Source organism: uncultured Salinibacterium sp. (assembly GCF_963974405.1).
Lineage (GTDB): Bacteria > Actinomycetota > Actinomycetes > Actinomycetales > Microbacteriaceae > Rhodoglobus.
Window position 1 is genome coordinate 1,635,818 of sequence record NZ_CAXBBH010000001.1, and the last position, 14,817, is coordinate 1,650,634.

The window sequence follows — 14,817 nt, forward strand, 5'->3', positions numbered from 1 at the left end:
GGATGTTTTGCCGTGCTTGCTGTGCATGATCTCGAGTTGCGCGTAGGCGCACGCATGCTCATGCAGGGCGTCAATTTTCGAGTCGACCGTGGGGACAAAATTGGGCTTGTCGGACGCAATGGCGCAGGTAAGACAACGTTGACTAAAACTCTCGCGGGAGAGTTGGAAGCAACGGACGGGAAAATTGAACGCACCGGGGAGATCGGCTATCTGCCACAAGATCCGCGATCGGGAAATCCCGAGGATCTCGCTCGTACCCGGATCCTTGACGCTCGCGGGCTCGGCAGCATCGTGCTCAAAATGCGTCAGGCTCAAGACGAAATGGGCAGTAGCGATCCCGCCATCAGCGCCGCAGCTATGGATCGATACAGCAAACTCGACGATCGCTTTTTAGCGCTTGGAGGGTATGCGGCTGAGGCGGAAGCAGCATCGATCGCCAGCAACTTGAGTCTTCCTGATCGAATTCTCGATCAGCCTCTTTCCACTCTTTCCGGCGGCCAACGCCGCCGAATTGAACTCGCGCGTATTCTCTTCTCCGGCGCAGACACGATGCTCCTCGACGAACCTACGAACCACCTTGATGCGGACTCTGTCGTGTGGCTGCGGGAGTTCCTGAAGAACTTCAGCGGCGGTCTGATTGTCATCAGCCACGATGTCGAGCTGGTCGAAGACACCGTCAACAAGGTGTTCTACCTCGATGCCAACCGCCAACTGATCGATCAGTACAACATGGGGTGGAAGCACTACCTGCGCCAGCGCCAGTCCGACGAGGAACGTCGAAAGAAGGAACGCGCGAACGCGGAGAAGAAGGCTTCTACTCTGCAGGCTCAAGCTGCTCGATTCGGCGCAAAAGCATCCAAGGCTGCCTCAGCGCACCAGATGGTGGCGCGAGCTGAGAAGCTTCTCGCAGGTCTTGAAGATGTCCGCGCGTCCGACCGCGTCGCAGCCCTGCGTTTTCCTGACCCAGCGCCCTGTGGTCGAACCCCGCTTATGGGCTACGACCTCAGTAAGAGTTACGGCTCGCTCGAGATTTTCGCTTCGGTCGATCTCGCTATCGACCGTGGATCTAAGGTCGTGATTCTGGGTTTCAACGGCGCCGGAAAAACCACGCTCCTCCGAATGCTTGCCGGCGTCGATGAGCCCGATACAGGCCATATCGAACCCGGCCACGGCCTGAGAATTGGCTACTACGCGCAGGAACACGAGACGATCGATGTTAAGCGATCAGTGCTCGAAAACATGGTCTCGTCCTCTCCAAACATCACCGAGATGGAAGCACGCCGAGTGCTCGGATCCTTCCTGTTCACCGGTGACGACGCTACAAAGCCAGCAGGGGTGTTATCCGGTGGGGAGAAGACGCGTCTGGCTCTAGCGATGATCGTGGTCAGCGGCGCAAACGTGCTCTTGCTCGACGAACCGACTAACAACTTGGATCCTGCAAGCCGTGAGGAAATACTCGGAGCTCTCTCCAACTACACCGGTGCCGTCGTTTTGGTCAGCCACGACGAGGGCGCAGTAGAAGCTCTTAATCCCGAGCGCGTGTTGATCCTTCCCGATGGCATCGAAGACCACTGGAACAAGGACTACGCGGACCTCATCAGCTTGGCCTAAGAGTCAAGCAGCGCGTCTTCGATCTCTGCATCAGAGGGACCGCGTTTCTCTGACTTGAGTCGACGTTTCTTTGCGCGCTCTCGTTCAGCAGGGTCGTCCTCGTTAACGAGGCGGTATTCCTGGCGTACAGCCCAAGCCAGCCCAATGAAGGCAAGGACTCCAAACGCAACCCACTGGAAGGCGTACGATAAGTGCGCGCCTTCGTCGAGAAGAGGTTTGGGGTAGGGGAGCGGAAGAACATCAACCGCAGGGTCTTCGCTCGCAAGTAGCCCATAGGCGGCTGTGTAGGTCGGCTCCGCGAGTTTCTCCGCAATTGCCGGAAGGTGGATTGTGGCAATCTGACCCTCGGGCGCCGACCTGCCGTATACCGTCGGCTCACCCGGCTTGAGTCGGACGATAACGTCAACGCGACCCGTGGGCGGAGCAGGTACCGAGTCAGGTTCGTCTTGGCTGTTCCCTGAGGGCACCCAACCTCGGTCCACGATAATGACGTCGCCGCTATCAAGCTCTAATGGGACCAAAACTTCGAATCCTGGTTGGCCCCCGCCATACGGCCGGCCTCTCACCAAAAGCTGCTCATCGGCGAGGTACTGGCCGCTCACCGCGACCGAACTCCATTTGCTGTCGTCATCAAACTCGTCGAGCTCCGGCATCACGCTAGAAAGAGGCACCGGGGGAGACTCCCAGTTATCGCTGACCCGTGCGACCTCCGCCGCTGCTTCTTCGCGTCGGTCAAACTGCCACTGCGAGAGAAAAACACAGCCGATCGCGAAGGCGACAACGAGAGCGAGATAGCCGAACCAGCGGCTAGAGAACGCAAAACGCCATTTATTCACACATCACCATCCGGGACAACGGCCACAGGCTCGCTCAAGGCACTCACCACGACAGGGAAGCCACGGCTTGATAGATATTCACGGAGAAACTCTTCGTGATCCGAGCACGCCAACCAGATTTTGACCCGTTCCAGCCCATGGATGCGCGGATTACGCCAGTTCACATTCCACTGCGCGGGTTCAGCACAACCGGCGCGTGAGCACTGTTGCGTGCTCGGGCCACTCGCTCCGATCACCGAGCTTCCTCATCCGATCCGTGTGCAAGAAAGGAATCACGAGATTCCAGCGAGAACTGACCGGGGGCGCTCACCGTTCCAACGCGACGTGTTTCAAGGTTGGCAAGAACGACCGCGACGTACGGCAACACAACAGCTCCGAGAATTGGGAGCACGAGCCACCAGCCGCGAACAAAGACACAGAGCAGCACACAAACGACGCGAATGGCCATCGCGATCGAATAGTTGATGACTCGACGACGCCTTTCATCATCCGGCCGCTCGGGAAGCGACGTGATTGACTCTGGACTGTTCATGGGCTTTCTTTGGTTAACGGGGTGGTGGCTATAAGCCTACGCCGCCATCGGCGACTATATGCTGGGAACCATGAGCACCACAGCAACTGAATCACGAATCGTTCTAATCACTGGCGGCAACCGCGGAATCGGTCGGGCGATCGCCGAAGAGTTTGTGGCTCAAGGCTACCGAGTAGCCGTTACTGCACGCTCGGGTACAGGCCCAGAGGGAACTCTCACCGTCAATGCTGATGTAACCGATCCGGCCAGCATCGATGCCGCGTTCAGCGAAGTCGAAGCAAAACTGGGTCCTGTCGAGATCGTCGTTGCCAATGCCGGCATCACGCGCGACATGCTTCTGATGCGGATGAGCGACGAAGACTTCACCGAAGTGCTTGACACCAACCTGTCCGGGGCTTTTCGCGTTGTTAAGCGCGCCTCGAAAGGAATGATGAAGGCCCGTTTCGGTCGCGTCATTCTCGTCTCAAGCGTCGTCGGACTCCTAGGTTCGGCGGGACAGGTCAACTATTCCGCCTCGAAGAGCGGCCTAATCGGGCTCGCTCGCTCGCTCACTCGTGAACTAGGTAGCCGCGGTATCACTGCCAATGTCGTCGCTCCTGGCTTCATCGAAACCGACATGACGGCAGCGCTTGCAACTGAGCAGCAGGATGCCTACCTCAAGCAGATTCCAGCCAACCGATTCGCTCAGCCTGCCGAGGTGGCCAAGGCAATCACGTGGTTAGCAAGCGACGACGCTGGCTACATTTCAGGCGCTGTCATTCCAGTCGACGGTGGACTGGGAATGGGGCACTAGCTAGCCTCGCAGCCCAAGAAGGGGCATTACGGCGCTGAGATCTCGAATGTCAATGTGGACGTCAGCCTGAGCGCGAACAATCGCCTTGGCCGTGATCCCGACGGAGAGGGCGGCGACGTCCATCATCCGAAGATCGTTGGCGCCGTCACCGACCGCGATCGTGCGCGAGAGCGGGATTCCTGAATCGGCAGACCACTCATGCAAAGCGTCAGCTTTGGCTTGAGCGTCAATGACAGGCCCGAGAACGGCGCCCGTTAAGGTTCCGTTGACGACTTCGAGCCGATTGGCTCGTGCGTAATCGAGCCCGAGGCTTGACGCTAGTGGGTCAAGGAGTTCGTGAAAGCCGCCAGAGACCGCTGCGGCGCGACCCCCCGCCCGCTTCACTGCGCGAATCAACTCTTCAGCGCCCTTCGTGACACGGATGTCGCGAGCACACTCGGCGATTACGCTCTCGGCCAGACCTGCCAGCGACGCCACTCGCGCCCGAAGGCTCTGCTCAAAATCGAGTTCTCCGTTCATCGCGCGAGTCGTAATCTCTGTCACCTCGCGTTCAGCCCCGGCTCGGGCGGCAAGGAGCTCTATGACCTCGTTCTCGATAAGGGTGGAGTCGACATCGAAAACGACGAGAAACTGTGCCAAAGCGTGGACCTTTCTTGCGATCATTTCGGTTGTGGGATTGCCAACCTCACCACTTCACCCGCCAGACTATCGGGATCGCCCTTCGCACCTCGCCCATGGAAGCGTGGGAAGCAATATGATGATCACATCATGGCTAGCGTTCTTTCTTTCACCGACGTCACCGTTACTCGAAGCGGCAATACGATCCTCGACTCTGTTTCTTGGAGCGCGGATGATTCCGACCGGTGGGTGATTCTCGGGCCGAATGGAGCAGGCAAGACAACACTGCTCCAACTTGCTGCCGCTCAAATTCACCCGAGCGCGGGTGAAGTCACCGTGTTGGACAGCACCCTCGGCTCATCCGATGTCTTCGATGTACGGCCGCGAATTGGTTTTGCCTCGACAGCTCTTGCTCGCCGCGTGCCTGGCAACGAACGCGTGATCGACGTGGTTCTCACCGCTGCCTACTCGGTGACGGGTCGCTGGAACGAGCAATACGAGAATGTTGATATTCGTCGAGCCCGCCGCGTGTTAGCCGAATGGAGCCTTTCGCATTTAGAGGAGCGTCGCTTCGGCGATCTCAGCGATGGCGAACAAAAGCGCGTTCAGATCGCGCGTTCGGTCATGACTGATCCTGAACTTTTGCTGTTGGACGAGCCTGCCGCAAGTCTCGATCTGGGCGCTCGGGAAGAGCTCGTTCAGCTTCTGAGCGGCTACGCGCAGGCAGACACGGCTCCCGCCATCGTCATGGTCACGCACCACGTAGAGGAGATTCCACGCGGATTCACCCACGCGCTGGTTTTGACCGACGGTTCCGTCCACAGCGCGGGTAGGATCGAAGACATTGTTACCTCCGAGAACTTGAGTACCGCTTTCGGCCTCGAACTCATCATCACGAAAGACGCCGGTCGCTACACCGCACGAGCTGCCTAATCCTCTGATAGGCTTGTGTGTCGGTCCGCGTGACCGCCTACGTCTTTTTTCATCCAGAATCCAGGGAAATCCAATGAAGTCCGATATCCACCCCACGTACGCGCCCATCGTTTTCCGCGACCTCGCGTCTGGTTCCACGTTCCTCACTCGCTCGACGGTATCGAGCGACAAGACGATCGAGTGGGAAGACGGCAACACCTACCCGGTGATTGACGTTGAAATCTCCTCGGAATCGCACCCCTTCTACACCGGCAAGCAGCGCATCATGGACTCCGCTGGTCGCGTTGAGAAGTTCAAGAACCGCTACAAGGGCTTCGGCAACTAGTAGCATCCAGTTTTCCCTGAAGGCGATCGGTTATCCGGTCGCCTTCAGTTGTTTACAGGCGCATTAACATTCCCCAAGGGCAGAGCGTCGCCAGAGACAGCTAGTGCGCAGCGCCCGAAGGCGCTACGCACCACGAACTCTTGATCGAGAGGCTTACTGGGGGAGTGAACGCACGGGCCATTCTGGGTTAGCAACAAAATTGAGATCGCCCTTCGACGAGCGCATATAGTCCTGAAAGCTCGAGGCTTGATCTGCGTACCAACGCTGCTGTTGGAAATGAAGATCATCGAGCGGAATGCTTAGTTGTTCGCCATATTTAGCGAGTAGCGCCTGAGCAACGCGGGCCGCAGCAATAGCATCGGATCCGGCGTCGTGCGCGTCATCAAGAGAAACGCCGTAAAGCGCGGACGTAACTTCAAGCGTGCGCTTGCCCCGACGATAGCGGTCTACCGCTTTATCGATAACGAGCGGGTCGATCACGACATATGGCTCGGGAAGAGCATCGACCGAGTGACGACGACATTCTCGATCGAGCAAGGAAAGATCGTACGGAGCGTTGTACACGACGAGCGGGATGCCTAAGGCGCATGTCACTTTAAGGGTCTGAACGATCTCAGCGACGACAAGCGCTGCGTGCCGGCCTTCAGCTTGGGCTCGCGCAGTCGAAATGCCATGAATCGCAGCAGCACCAGCGGGGATCTCGACGCCAGGATCAGCGAGCCAGTCCCAGCGGGAAACTACAGCTCCCGACGCGTCAACGATCGCGATGCAGGCTGAAACGATACGACTGGTCTCTACATCTACGCCAGTGGTTTCAAGATCAAAGGTGGCTAGGGTGCCGGAGTTGCTCATGAACTCAGCGTAGAGCGCGACACTGACACCGGGAACTCGGCTCGCGGGACTCGCGACAGCGAGCGATGCTTCGTGCTCGCTCGCGGCATGATCTGTATGTCGCTCAATGCGCCTAACAGCTCCAGCACTGCATAAGATTGTCTGAATGAGACCCGCATCGCCTTACCGAGCACTTCTCGACGCCAATCCGGCGAGACACTCCACGATCGATGTGTTGGGATCATCCACTCACTATTGGGAGTATGGTCCTGAAAGTTCTCCCACCGTTCTCGTTCTTATTCACGGGTTTCGAGGCGATCATCACGGCCTCGAAGCGGTAAGCGCACACATTCGCGGCATCCGAATCGTGAGCCCTGACCTTCCCGGTTTCGGTGAATCGACGCCCCTCAGCGGGCATCATCACGACATCGACGGCTACGCACTCTGGCTCGCAGCATTCCTTGAACAGTTGGGACTCAGTGGCCGCGCTCACCTCGTTGGCCACTCCTTCGGATCAATTGTTGTGTCGGCCGCTGTCTCGCGAGGACTATCGACTCCCAAGCTCATCCTCATGAATCCAATTGCCGCGCCGGCTCTCTCGGGGCCGAACGGAGCACTCAGCAAACTAACTCTGTGGTACTACCGAGCGGCACGCGCGTTACCGCTCGCGATCGGCTCACAGTTGCTCAGCAATTGGCTTGTCGTTCGCGTGATGAGCCTCATCATGGTCAAGACCAAGGATCCAGAGTTGCGGCGCTGGGTGCACCAACAACACCACTCCTATTTCAGCAGCTACGCCAACCGCGACAGTGTGCTTGAGGCCTTCGAAGCGTCGATTAGCTCGGATGTCAGTATGTTCGCCCCGACAATCGCTACTCCTACGCTACTCATCGGAGCTCGTAACGATCCGATCAGCGCGGTGCCTGCTCAAGAGCGGCTGCACTCCCTCTTCGCTGATTCGCAGCTCGAAATCTTCGACGACGTCGGCCACCTTATCCATTACGAACGGCCGCGCGAAGCAGCCCAATTGATCGTCACGTTCCTCGGTGCGGGGACTGTTGCGGAGGCTCACTCATGAAAATCATCTTCGATTGCCGCTATACCCGTATTGGTCGCCACGACGGGATTAGCCGTTACGGATCACGCCTCGTCGAAGAGATCAGCAAGTTGCATCCCGTAACAATGTTGATTTCAGACAAGCGTCAGCTTGAACTGCTCCCTGACCTTCCCTGGGAGATGGCATCATCGCCGACCGGTATCTTGGAGCCGTTCGTTGCACTCCAAGTAAACAAACTGAAGCCGGACGTAGTTTTCACCCCAATGCAGACGATGGGGCCCTTTGGCCGCAAGTACGCGCTCGTTACGACGGTGCACGACCTGATCTACTACAAGCACCCCACACCACCCCGCAATCTTCCTGCGCCGGTTCGCTTGATGTGGCGCGTGTACCACTTGACCTGGGCTTTCCAGAGGGCGCTTCTCAACAGGGCCGATAGCCACGTCACAGATTCCAAGACAACCCGTGATCAGATGGTTGAGCACAAACTCACTCGCAACCCGATCACTGTCGTGACACTCGGCACCGATAGCCCCGAAAAGTACGAACCCCGCGCCGCACCGACGACGCGAGAGCTTGTCTATATGGGTTCGTATATGCCATATAAGAACGTCGGCCTCATTGCACAGGCACTCAACGATCTGCCAGGCTACTCCTTGCATTTGATGAGCCGCGTGGATGACGCGACGAGAGCCGAGCTCACAAGCATTGCGCCTGCGGGCAGTCTCATTTTCCATGACGGAGCAAGCGACGAGGTTTACGCCGAGACACTCTCGCGGGCAACCGCTCTGGTCACGGCATCCCGTGATGAAGGTTTTGGTCTGCCTCAGGTCGAAGCTATGGTTCTCGGAACTCCCGTGCTCGTCAGCGACACTGAGATATTTCGCGAAATCTCCGGCCCCGCAGGCGGTTTCTTTAGTCCGGATAAGGCCTCCGAGCTAGTCCGAGAAGTCAAGGCGCTCGAAGACCCGGCAACTTGGCAGGCCCGCTCTACTGCGGCTCGAGCGCGCTCTGCTGAGTTCACGTGGCAAAAAGGGGCCGCTTCGCTCTACGACGCTCTCCATAGAGCGGTTGTCGCGCATCAGGCCAAGAAGAAGCGCTAGCGTTCCCTACCCGTCTCGTTCACGTCGGGCGAGTGCATTTTGCGCCTCGAAGTCTTCGCCGCCCTGAAGCTCGGATTGCTCCTCGATAGGGTCATCAAAATCGACAAGAGTAAGAGTTCCTTCATCGTGGCGAAAACTGTGGACTGAACCATTGCGGATCCGCCCAAAGGGCTGTTCTGGGGCGACCGCCGCGAGAACTGTGGCTATGACACCGCCATGGGCGACCACGATGATGGACTCGCCGTGATGTTCTTCGGCAAGACGCACGAGGGCAGGCACGACGCGCTGGGCAACGGCCTCTCGCGGTTCACGCCCGGGAACGTTCACGTCGGCAGGGTAAAGCGCATCGATCTCTTCATCGGTACAGCCCTCCGCAGCGCCGTAGTTACGTTCGACAATCGCCGGCACAGGCAGCGGCGCGGGCAAACCCACCATGTCGGCGATGATCTCTGCTGTCTCCATTGCGCGGGAAAGCGGGCTGGCGAAGATGCCGCTCCAGCGACGACGAGCCAGAAGTGAACCTGTTGCGCGCGCCTGAGCGCGGCCCGTCTCGTTGAGCGGAATGTCGGTGCTGCCTTGAATTCGTCGTTCACGGTTCCAGTCAGTCTCTCCGTGGCGCACAAGATAGATATACACAACGCTCCGTTCAGGGCATAGAAACAGTCTCGGCAGGTGTACGACAAGAACTGTTATGCAGCGAGTCGCTTCACAAGTTCGCTGAGAACCGCGGAAGCGCCGCCATCAATCTTAACGTTTGCCCGTCGATCTGCTTTCGTGGTTCCCCGATTGATGATCACGAGAGGAATCTGTTTGCGCATCGCTCTCTCGACAAGGCGGATGCCTGAGTTCACCACGAGCGAAGAGCCTGCGACGATCATGGCTTCCGATTGATCCACGAGTGCGGCACCAAGTTGAAACTTTCTAGTTGGTACGAACTCACCAAAGAACACGACATCCGGCTTCAAAAGACCGCCACAAACGGTGCAGTCGGGAACGATGAAATCATCGACATTGTGCACATCAGCGTCGCCGTCAGGGTTGAGCGTGTGAGAGTCCGATTCTTCGAGCCAAGGATTCAACTCGGATATCCGCGCGGCTAGGGGAGTGCGAGCAAAATACTGACCGCACGTCAAGCACCGCGCGCGATCGATGCTGCCGTGCACATCAACGACACGCTTCGACCCGGCGCGTAAGTGCAATCCGTCGACGTTTTGCGTGACGATGCCGTTGCTGATGCCGAGACGTTCAAAATCTGCGAGAGCTTCATGTCCACGATTGGGAGCCGAGGCAGCGAACCTCTTCCACCCCAGGTGACTACCCGCCCAATAACGTTGGCGAAACCCGGGCGAACTCTGGAACTGGTCAAATGTCATCGGATTGCGCACTGCGGCACCTTCACCGCGATAATCAGGTATGCCCGAATCGGTGCTGATACCAGCGCCAGTGAGAACGCTAACGAGCTTGCCCTGAAGAAGCTCTGCAGCACGATCAATCTCGTCGCTGGCCGGGAGTGTATTCACTCCCTAAGCGTAAACACTTCGAGCACAACACACGCCATTTCGGATTCACCTGATGGCGAAACCGCACAGTTGGGAACACACCGTGAACGTCATCCGGGTCACCGATCTCTCCGACCCTCGCCTGAGCGACTTTGCTAATCTCACGGATGTTGCCCTCCGTCGCCGCACGGAGCCGGCTGGCGGACTCTACATTGCTGAATCATCCAAAGTGATTGCTCGCGCTCTGCGTGCCGGACATCAGCCCCGCGCGATTCTCGTGCTCGAACAGTGGCTCGACGATGTTGCAGAGCTGCTCGGCGATTCCGACACGCCGGTCTATGTCGGCGAATCTGACCTTCTGGAACAGCTCACGGGATTCAACTTGCACCGCGGTGCGCTGGCCTCCATACATCGGCCTGCCCTACCCACCGTTGCCGAGTTGGTGAAGGATGCTCGCCGCATCGTGATTCTCGAAGACATCGTTGATCACACTAACGTCGGCGCCATTTTTCGGTCTGCTGCGGCCCTCGGAGCAGATGCAGTGCTGATCACTCCGCGGTGCGCAGACCCGCTCTATCGACGAAGTGTTCGCGTGAGTATGGGTACCGTCTTGCAAGTTCCGTGGACACGCATCCCCCGCTGGCCGGCCGATGCCGCTGAACTCAAGGATGCCGGCTTTCATCTGGCTGCACTCGCACTCAACGATGATTCTGTTGATCTCGACACTTTTGCCGCCACCGCACCGGAACGTGTGGCGCTCATTTTGGGTACGGAAGGTGACGGCTTGTCTCGCAGCACGATCGATGCCGCCGATACTGTGGTGAAGATCCCCATGATGCGTGGGGTCGATTCCCTCAACGTTGCCGCTGCCAGCGCGGTGGGAATGTATATGCTCCGCGCACGCTAGGGCCCGCGCCCAGACACCTGTTAGCGTTATGCGGTGCCGCTGACTCAACGCCAAATCTTTCGTCGCCGCCGCATCATCGTTTTCTCTGCTGTGGCCGTCGCGTTCTCGCTGACGTTCTATTTGCCGTTGACGTTGCTCGCTCCTCTTGATGAGGTATCCGCGAGCGTCACGACAATTGATGCGCCGGAGCTCAGCGTTCCGGAGATCACCCTGCCCAATTACGGAGCATCGGCGATCGGAGCACTGGATCGCCCAGGTGTTCTCGCTAGTGCGGGCAGCACCGACCCCTTGCCGATCGCCTCGATCACCAAGGTGATCACTGCGCTGGTAGTGCTGGAGGCGAAACCCTTGTCCGTGGATGAAGCGGGCCCGACAATCACCTTCGGCCAGACAGATATCGACTACTACAATACCCAGCAAGCCCAATACGGCCTGGTGTGGCCCGTCTACGACGGTCAGCAGCTTTCTCAACGCGATGTGATGAACGTCGTGCTTCTCGCCTCCGCAAACAACTACGCGCAGTCGCTCGCTCACTGGGCCTATGGCTCGGAAGATGCATTTGTCGCCGCCGCAGGGGCGTGGCTGGCCGACCACGGGCTATCAGGCACAACGCTGACTGAGGCATCCGGAATCCAAGAATCGAATCGAAGCACCGCAGCAGACCTGACGGAACTCGCTCGCCTAGCAATTGAGAACCCGGTCGTCGCGGAAATCGTGTCCACTTCCTCCGTCGAGGTACCCGAACTCGGAACTGTCAGCAATCGCAATCAGTTGCTCGGAATTGATGGTGTTGACGGAATCAAGACAGGAACCCTTGACGACGACTGGGCTTGCCTCCTCTTCGCTGCCGACATCACCATCGGAGGCGAGACCAAGTCATTCATCGGAGTAGTAGTCGGAGGACCTGACCACCCCACGGTTGCGGCCGCCATTCGAGAACTTATCGCAGATGCGACAGCCGGGTATTCCGAGGTAACCCTGGTGAGCGACGGGCAAGTGTTTGCTGAATATGACACGCCGTGGGGCGATGAGGCCTCTGCCGTGTCGCAAACGACGGTGAACGCGGTCGTCTGGGGCGAAGACGAGATCTCTATGACAGTGGATGTCGAGCCTGTCCGCCTTGCAGACGCTGGGCAGCGCACAGGGTCAGTGCAGTTTCAGGTTGGAAACGAATCGTTTGACGTGCCCCTAGTGCTGAGCGATGAGATTGACGACCCAGGTCCTTGGTGGAGACTGACAAACCCAGCCGCAATGTTTTAGTTATCGAATAGACACGGCTCTCACAGGCGGCCGCGATAAGGTGGAGCGTATCTGGAGCACCCGCTCGCTTGTCACATGGCTGAGAAGTCATTCGAAAATGTCTGAGGTCATGTGAGTAGTTCTCTCTCAGCCGATCCCGTACGTGTAATTAAGACTGGACCCCGCGGCGTCGGGAGCCAGATGAGCGACTTCGCCGCCCTCTTGCGCACTGTGCGCGAGGCCGGACTGCTGCGACGCAGCAAGCGCTTTTACATCACAACTTTTGCCGTCATCACCCTCGCCATGGCTGGCGCTTGGGTCGGCTTCGCGATGCTCGCCGGCACGTGGTACATCCTCCTCATCGCCGCGGCTATGGGGATCATTTTCACGCAGTACGCGTTCTTGACTCATGAGTTGGCTCATCGACAGGTTTTCCAGTCGAGCAAACTCAACGACACTCTCGGTCGACTCATGTCGGACCTCGTCGTGGGAATTAGCTACGCCTGGTGGATGAACAAGCACTCGCGTCACCACGCGAATCCGAACACCGTTGACAAAGATCCCGACATCGAAACCGATTTCATCATTTTCCAGAAGGAAAAGGCTGTCGGTCTCAAGGGAGTAACGAAGTTCATGGCCAACCGCCAGGGCTATCTCTTCTTCCCTGCACTGTTGCTCGAGGGCTTCAACCTTCATTCTCATGCTTTCCAAGAAGTATTCAACTTCAAAAAGAAGGTCGACAAGCGCTGGGTCGAGATCACGCTGCTGCTTGTGCGCAACATCGGTTACCTCGCGATCGTGTTCAGCTTCCTGCCCCTGGGGATGGCTTTCGCGTTCCTCGGAGTCCAAATGGGAATTTTCGGTCTCTACATGGGCGCTTCGTTCGCGCCTAACCACAAGGGGATGCCGATCCTGCCCAAGGGTTCCAAGGTCGACTTCTTGCGTCGTCAGGTGCTCACGAGCCGCAACATTCGTAGTGGCCACTTCATGAATCACTTCATGGGCGGTCTCAATTACCAGATCGAGCACCACTTGTTCCCCACGATGCCACGGCCACACTTGCGTCGTGCGCAAGAGATCGTGAAAGAGTACTGCAAGACGAAGGAAATTAAGTACACCGAAGTCGGGCTCTTCACCTCTTACGGCATCGTGATTCGCCACCTCAACGAGGTTGGCCTCAGCGCCGACGGCGACCCGTTCAACTGCCCAGCAGCAGGACGAACCGGTTACAGCGGCTAATTGCCGCTCGTCTCAGCACGAAGAGAGGCCCTCACCTTCCGGTGAGGGCCTCTCTTGGCGTCTCCCGGTGGGAAGGCGTCACGACGAGGGCTGCCGCCCGATGTTCGGCCTCTAGTAGCCCGGGCGCTTTGCAGTGATGTTGTCGCCGGAAGACTGGTGACGCACGCGACGCAGAACCCAGGGGACAAGGTGCTCGCGGGCCCAGCCGATGTCCTCTACGCGCGCTTGACGCCACGGGCGAGGCGGTAGTGGCTCCGGCCGAAATGGCTCAAGGTCGTTCTCAACGTTGAGTGACGCCAGCACCATGCGAGCGACGGTGTGGTGGCCGACAGCGGAGAAATGCAGGCGATCCGGTGCCCACATTCGCGAATCGCTCAGTTCCCGCAAGGACCACATGTCAGCGACAATCGCGTCATGACGTTGCGCTACGGCACGAATATTCTCGTTATAGATGGCAACTTTGCCGCGCATCCGATTGAGCACGGGCGTCATCCCAATGTCTGGACCCGTAAAGAGAACAACTGTCGCACCATCACGGCGAAGCTCGCTCACGAGGGAATCTACGCGTGCAGCCACTTCGTCCGCATCAGAGCCAGGACGGATGATGTCGTTGCCGCCAGCTGAGACGCTGATGAGGTCTGGCTTGAGCTCGAGAGCCGGTTCCAGTTGTTCGCTGGCGATCTGATTAAGGAGGCGCCCGCGAATAGCAAGGTTCGCGTAGGCGAAGTCAGCTTTGTGCGATCCCAGCACTTCGGCGACACGGTCAGCCCAGCCACGATTGCCGCCGGGGGAGGCTGGTTCGGGATCACCGATGCCCTCCGTAAAAGAGTCGCCAATAGCGACATATCTGCTCCACGGGTGTTGTTGTTGCATCTCTCTACCTTCTCCCACATTCCCTCTGTGCGCTACCCGAGTGATTCCTGTGAGCCAACTGAATTGCTTTGACCCTCATACGGGTTACGTGGTTAAGTCTTCTGTGTTGGTTTTCACATTGAAAACTACTTAACCACCGTTTGGAGAACACACAATGGGAATCATCGGTTGGATCGTTCTGGGACTGATTGCTGGAGCTATCGCAAAGGCCATTCTGCCCGGACGCCAAGGCGGCGGTTGGCTCGCAACACTCCTGCTAGGTGTAGTGGGAGCACTCGTCGGAGGATTCGTGGGAGGCGCTATCTTTGGTGTCGGCCTCGAGGACTTCTTCTCGATCGAGACGTGGCTCGTAGCCATTGCTGGCTCAGTGCTCGTGCTCTTCCTCTATGGACTGATCACGCGCGGCTCACGTCGCTAGACA

General features: G+C 58.1%; 18 protein-coding genes. 10 read left to right on the forward strand and 8 right to left on the reverse strand.

All coding sequences use genetic code 11. The features are described from left to right. The first annotated feature begins 12 nt into the window (after window positions 1–12). On the forward strand, window positions 13–1,611 hold the full coding sequence (locus AACZ26_RS08020) for an ABC-F family ATP-binding cassette domain-containing protein (protein ID WP_339620513.1): 1,599 nt from the start codon (window positions 13–15) through the stop codon (window positions 1,609–1,611). On the opposite strand, the gene AACZ26_RS08025 is transcribed toward AACZ26_RS08020, so the two are convergent. From AACZ26_RS08025 to AACZ26_RS08035, 3 genes are read right to left on the reverse strand one after another with little or no spacing between them, the layout of a single operon-like run. Next, entirely contained in the window at window positions 1,608–2,447 is an 840-nt protein-coding gene (locus AACZ26_RS08025; protein ID WP_339620515.1) for an SURF1 family protein, read from the reverse strand. The genes AACZ26_RS08020 and AACZ26_RS08025 overlap by 4 nt on opposite strands. Next, the gene (locus AACZ26_RS08030; RefSeq protein ID WP_339620655.1) at window positions 2,444–2,680 is read right to left on the reverse strand and encodes a hypothetical protein; all 237 of its coding nucleotides are present in this window, start codon (window positions 2,678–2,680) and stop codon (window positions 2,444–2,446) included. Before AACZ26_RS08030 ends, AACZ26_RS08025 begins: the two co-directional genes overlap by 4 nt. Further along, window positions 2,680–2,979, reverse strand: coding sequence for a DUF3099 domain-containing protein (locus AACZ26_RS08035; RefSeq protein WP_339620517.1), 300 nt, complete (start codon window positions 2,977–2,979; stop codon window positions 2,680–2,682). Before AACZ26_RS08035 ends, AACZ26_RS08030 begins: the two co-directional genes overlap by 1 nt. A 70-nt stretch (window positions 2,980–3,049) precedes the next feature. On the opposite strand from AACZ26_RS08035, the gene AACZ26_RS08040 reads away from it, so the two are divergent. Further along, a complete protein-coding gene (locus tag AACZ26_RS08040; RefSeq protein WP_339620519.1) occupies window positions 3,050–3,772 on the forward strand; it encodes a beta-ketoacyl-ACP reductase in 723 nt (240 codons plus the stop codon). Here AACZ26_RS08040 and serB read toward each other — a convergent pair whose 3' ends face one another. Continuing rightward, complete coding sequence (serB, locus tag AACZ26_RS08045; protein WP_339620521.1) at window positions 3,773–4,411, reverse strand: phosphoserine phosphatase SerB; 639 nt, start codon at window positions 4,409–4,411, stop codon at window positions 3,773–3,775. It lies immediately after the preceding gene. Window positions 4,412–4,540: 129 nt separating this feature from the next. On the opposite strand from serB, the gene AACZ26_RS08050 reads away from it, so the two are divergent. Together AACZ26_RS08050 and AACZ26_RS08055 are read left to right on the forward strand one after the other, a co-directional pair. Next, window positions 4,541–5,323, forward strand: coding sequence for an ATP-binding cassette domain-containing protein (locus AACZ26_RS08050; RefSeq protein WP_339620522.1), 783 nt, complete (start codon window positions 4,541–4,543; stop codon window positions 5,321–5,323). A 73-nt stretch (window positions 5,324–5,396) separates the two neighbouring features. Then, window positions 5,397–5,648: a type B 50S ribosomal protein L31 gene (locus AACZ26_RS08055; RefSeq protein ID WP_339620523.1), complete on the forward strand. Its 252-nt coding sequence runs from the start codon at window positions 5,397–5,399 to the stop codon at window positions 5,646–5,648. 153 nt (window positions 5,649–5,801) lie between these two features. Here the strand turns inward: AACZ26_RS08055 and AACZ26_RS08060 are convergent, their stop codons facing one another. After that, complete coding sequence (locus tag AACZ26_RS08060; RefSeq protein WP_339620525.1) at window positions 5,802–6,500, reverse strand: 3'-5' exonuclease; 699 nt, start codon at window positions 6,498–6,500, stop codon at window positions 5,802–5,804. A gap of 145 nt (window positions 6,501–6,645) precedes the next feature. Between AACZ26_RS08060 and AACZ26_RS08065 the strand changes: the two genes are divergently transcribed. Then, window positions 6,646–7,557 carry an alpha/beta hydrolase gene (locus AACZ26_RS08065; protein ID WP_339620527.1) on the forward strand — a complete coding sequence of 304 codons (912 nt, stop codon included), beginning with the start codon at window positions 6,646–6,648 and terminating at the stop codon, window positions 7,555–7,557. Then, window positions 7,554–8,639, forward strand: coding sequence for a glycosyltransferase family 1 protein (locus AACZ26_RS08070; protein WP_339620529.1), 1,086 nt, complete (start codon window positions 7,554–7,556; stop codon window positions 8,637–8,639). Before AACZ26_RS08065 ends, AACZ26_RS08070 begins: the two co-directional genes overlap by 4 nt. A 6-nt stretch (window positions 8,640–8,645) precedes the next feature. On the opposite strand, the gene AACZ26_RS08075 is transcribed toward AACZ26_RS08070, so the two are convergent. Both AACZ26_RS08075 and AACZ26_RS08080 read right to left on the reverse strand, forming a co-directional pair. Next, window positions 8,646–9,275, reverse strand: coding sequence for a histidine phosphatase family protein (locus AACZ26_RS08075; protein WP_339620531.1), 630 nt, complete (start codon window positions 9,273–9,275; stop codon window positions 8,646–8,648). Window positions 9,276–9,328: 53 nt separating this feature from the next. Continuing rightward, a complete protein-coding gene (locus AACZ26_RS08080; RefSeq protein WP_339620533.1) occupies window positions 9,329–10,159 on the reverse strand; it encodes a Sir2 family NAD-dependent protein deacetylase in 831 nt (276 codons plus the stop codon). A gap of 82 nt (window positions 10,160–10,241) precedes the next feature. Here AACZ26_RS08080 and AACZ26_RS08085 point away from each other — a divergent pair, with 82 nt between their 5' ends. The 3 genes from AACZ26_RS08085 (at window position 10,242) to AACZ26_RS08095 (ending at window position 13,523) form a co-directional block, all read left to right on the forward strand. Next, entirely contained in the window at window positions 10,242–11,045 is an 804-nt protein-coding gene (locus tag AACZ26_RS08085; RefSeq protein WP_339620656.1) for an RNA methyltransferase, read from the forward strand. A gap of 33 nt (window positions 11,046–11,078) precedes the next feature. Beyond that, window positions 11,079–12,305 carry a D-alanyl-D-alanine carboxypeptidase gene (locus AACZ26_RS08090; RefSeq protein WP_339620534.1) on the forward strand — a complete coding sequence of 409 codons (1,227 nt, stop codon included), beginning with the start codon at window positions 11,079–11,081 and terminating at the stop codon, window positions 12,303–12,305. 111 nt (window positions 12,306–12,416) lie between these two features. After that, the gene (locus AACZ26_RS08095; RefSeq protein ID WP_339620536.1) at window positions 12,417–13,523 is read left to right on the forward strand and encodes an acyl-CoA desaturase; all 1,107 of its coding nucleotides are present in this window, start codon (window positions 12,417–12,419) and stop codon (window positions 13,521–13,523) included. Window positions 13,524–13,634: 111 nt separating this feature from the next. Here the strand turns inward: AACZ26_RS08095 and AACZ26_RS08100 are convergent, their stop codons facing one another. Continuing rightward, window positions 13,635–14,396: an SGNH/GDSL hydrolase family protein gene (locus tag AACZ26_RS08100; RefSeq protein WP_339620537.1), complete on the reverse strand. Its 762-nt coding sequence runs from the start codon at window positions 14,394–14,396 to the stop codon at window positions 13,635–13,637. Window positions 14,397–14,550: 154 nt separating this feature from the next. Here AACZ26_RS08100 and AACZ26_RS08105 point away from each other — a divergent pair, with 154 nt between their 5' ends. Continuing rightward, window positions 14,551–14,814: a GlsB/YeaQ/YmgE family stress response membrane protein gene (locus tag AACZ26_RS08105; RefSeq protein WP_339620538.1), complete on the forward strand. Its 264-nt coding sequence runs from the start codon at window positions 14,551–14,553 to the stop codon at window positions 14,812–14,814. The last annotated feature ends 3 nt before the right edge of the window (window positions 14,815–14,817 follow it).

Coding starts and splice junctions, on each gene's coding strand:
- AACZ26_RS08035 (WP_339620517.1), bottom strand. CDS start 2,979: ATGAACAGTCCAGAGTCAATCACGTCGCTTCCCGAGCGGCCGGATGAT.
- AACZ26_RS08040 (WP_339620519.1), top strand. CDS start 3,050: ATGAGCACCACAGCAACTGAATCACGAATCGTTCTAATCACTGGCGGC.
- AACZ26_RS08050 (WP_339620522.1), top strand. CDS start 4,541: ATGGCTAGCGTTCTTTCTTTCACCGACGTCACCGTTACTCGAAGCGGC.
- AACZ26_RS08055 (WP_339620523.1), top strand. CDS start 5,397: ATGAAGTCCGATATCCACCCCACGTACGCGCCCATCGTTTTCCGCGAC.
- AACZ26_RS08060 (WP_339620525.1), bottom strand. CDS start 6,500: ATGAGCAACTCCGGCACCCTAGCCACCTTTGATCTTGAAACCACTGGC.
- AACZ26_RS08065 (WP_339620527.1), top strand. CDS start 6,646: ATGAGACCCGCATCGCCTTACCGAGCACTTCTCGACGCCAATCCGGCG.
- AACZ26_RS08070 (WP_339620529.1), top strand. CDS start 7,554: ATGAAAATCATCTTCGATTGCCGCTATACCCGTATTGGTCGCCACGAC.
- AACZ26_RS08100 (WP_339620537.1), bottom strand. CDS start 14,396: ATGCAACAACAACACCCGTGGAGCAGATATGTCGCTATTGGCGACTCT.
- AACZ26_RS08105 (WP_339620538.1), top strand. CDS start 14,551: ATGGGAATCATCGGTTGGATCGTTCTGGGACTGATTGCTGGAGCTATC.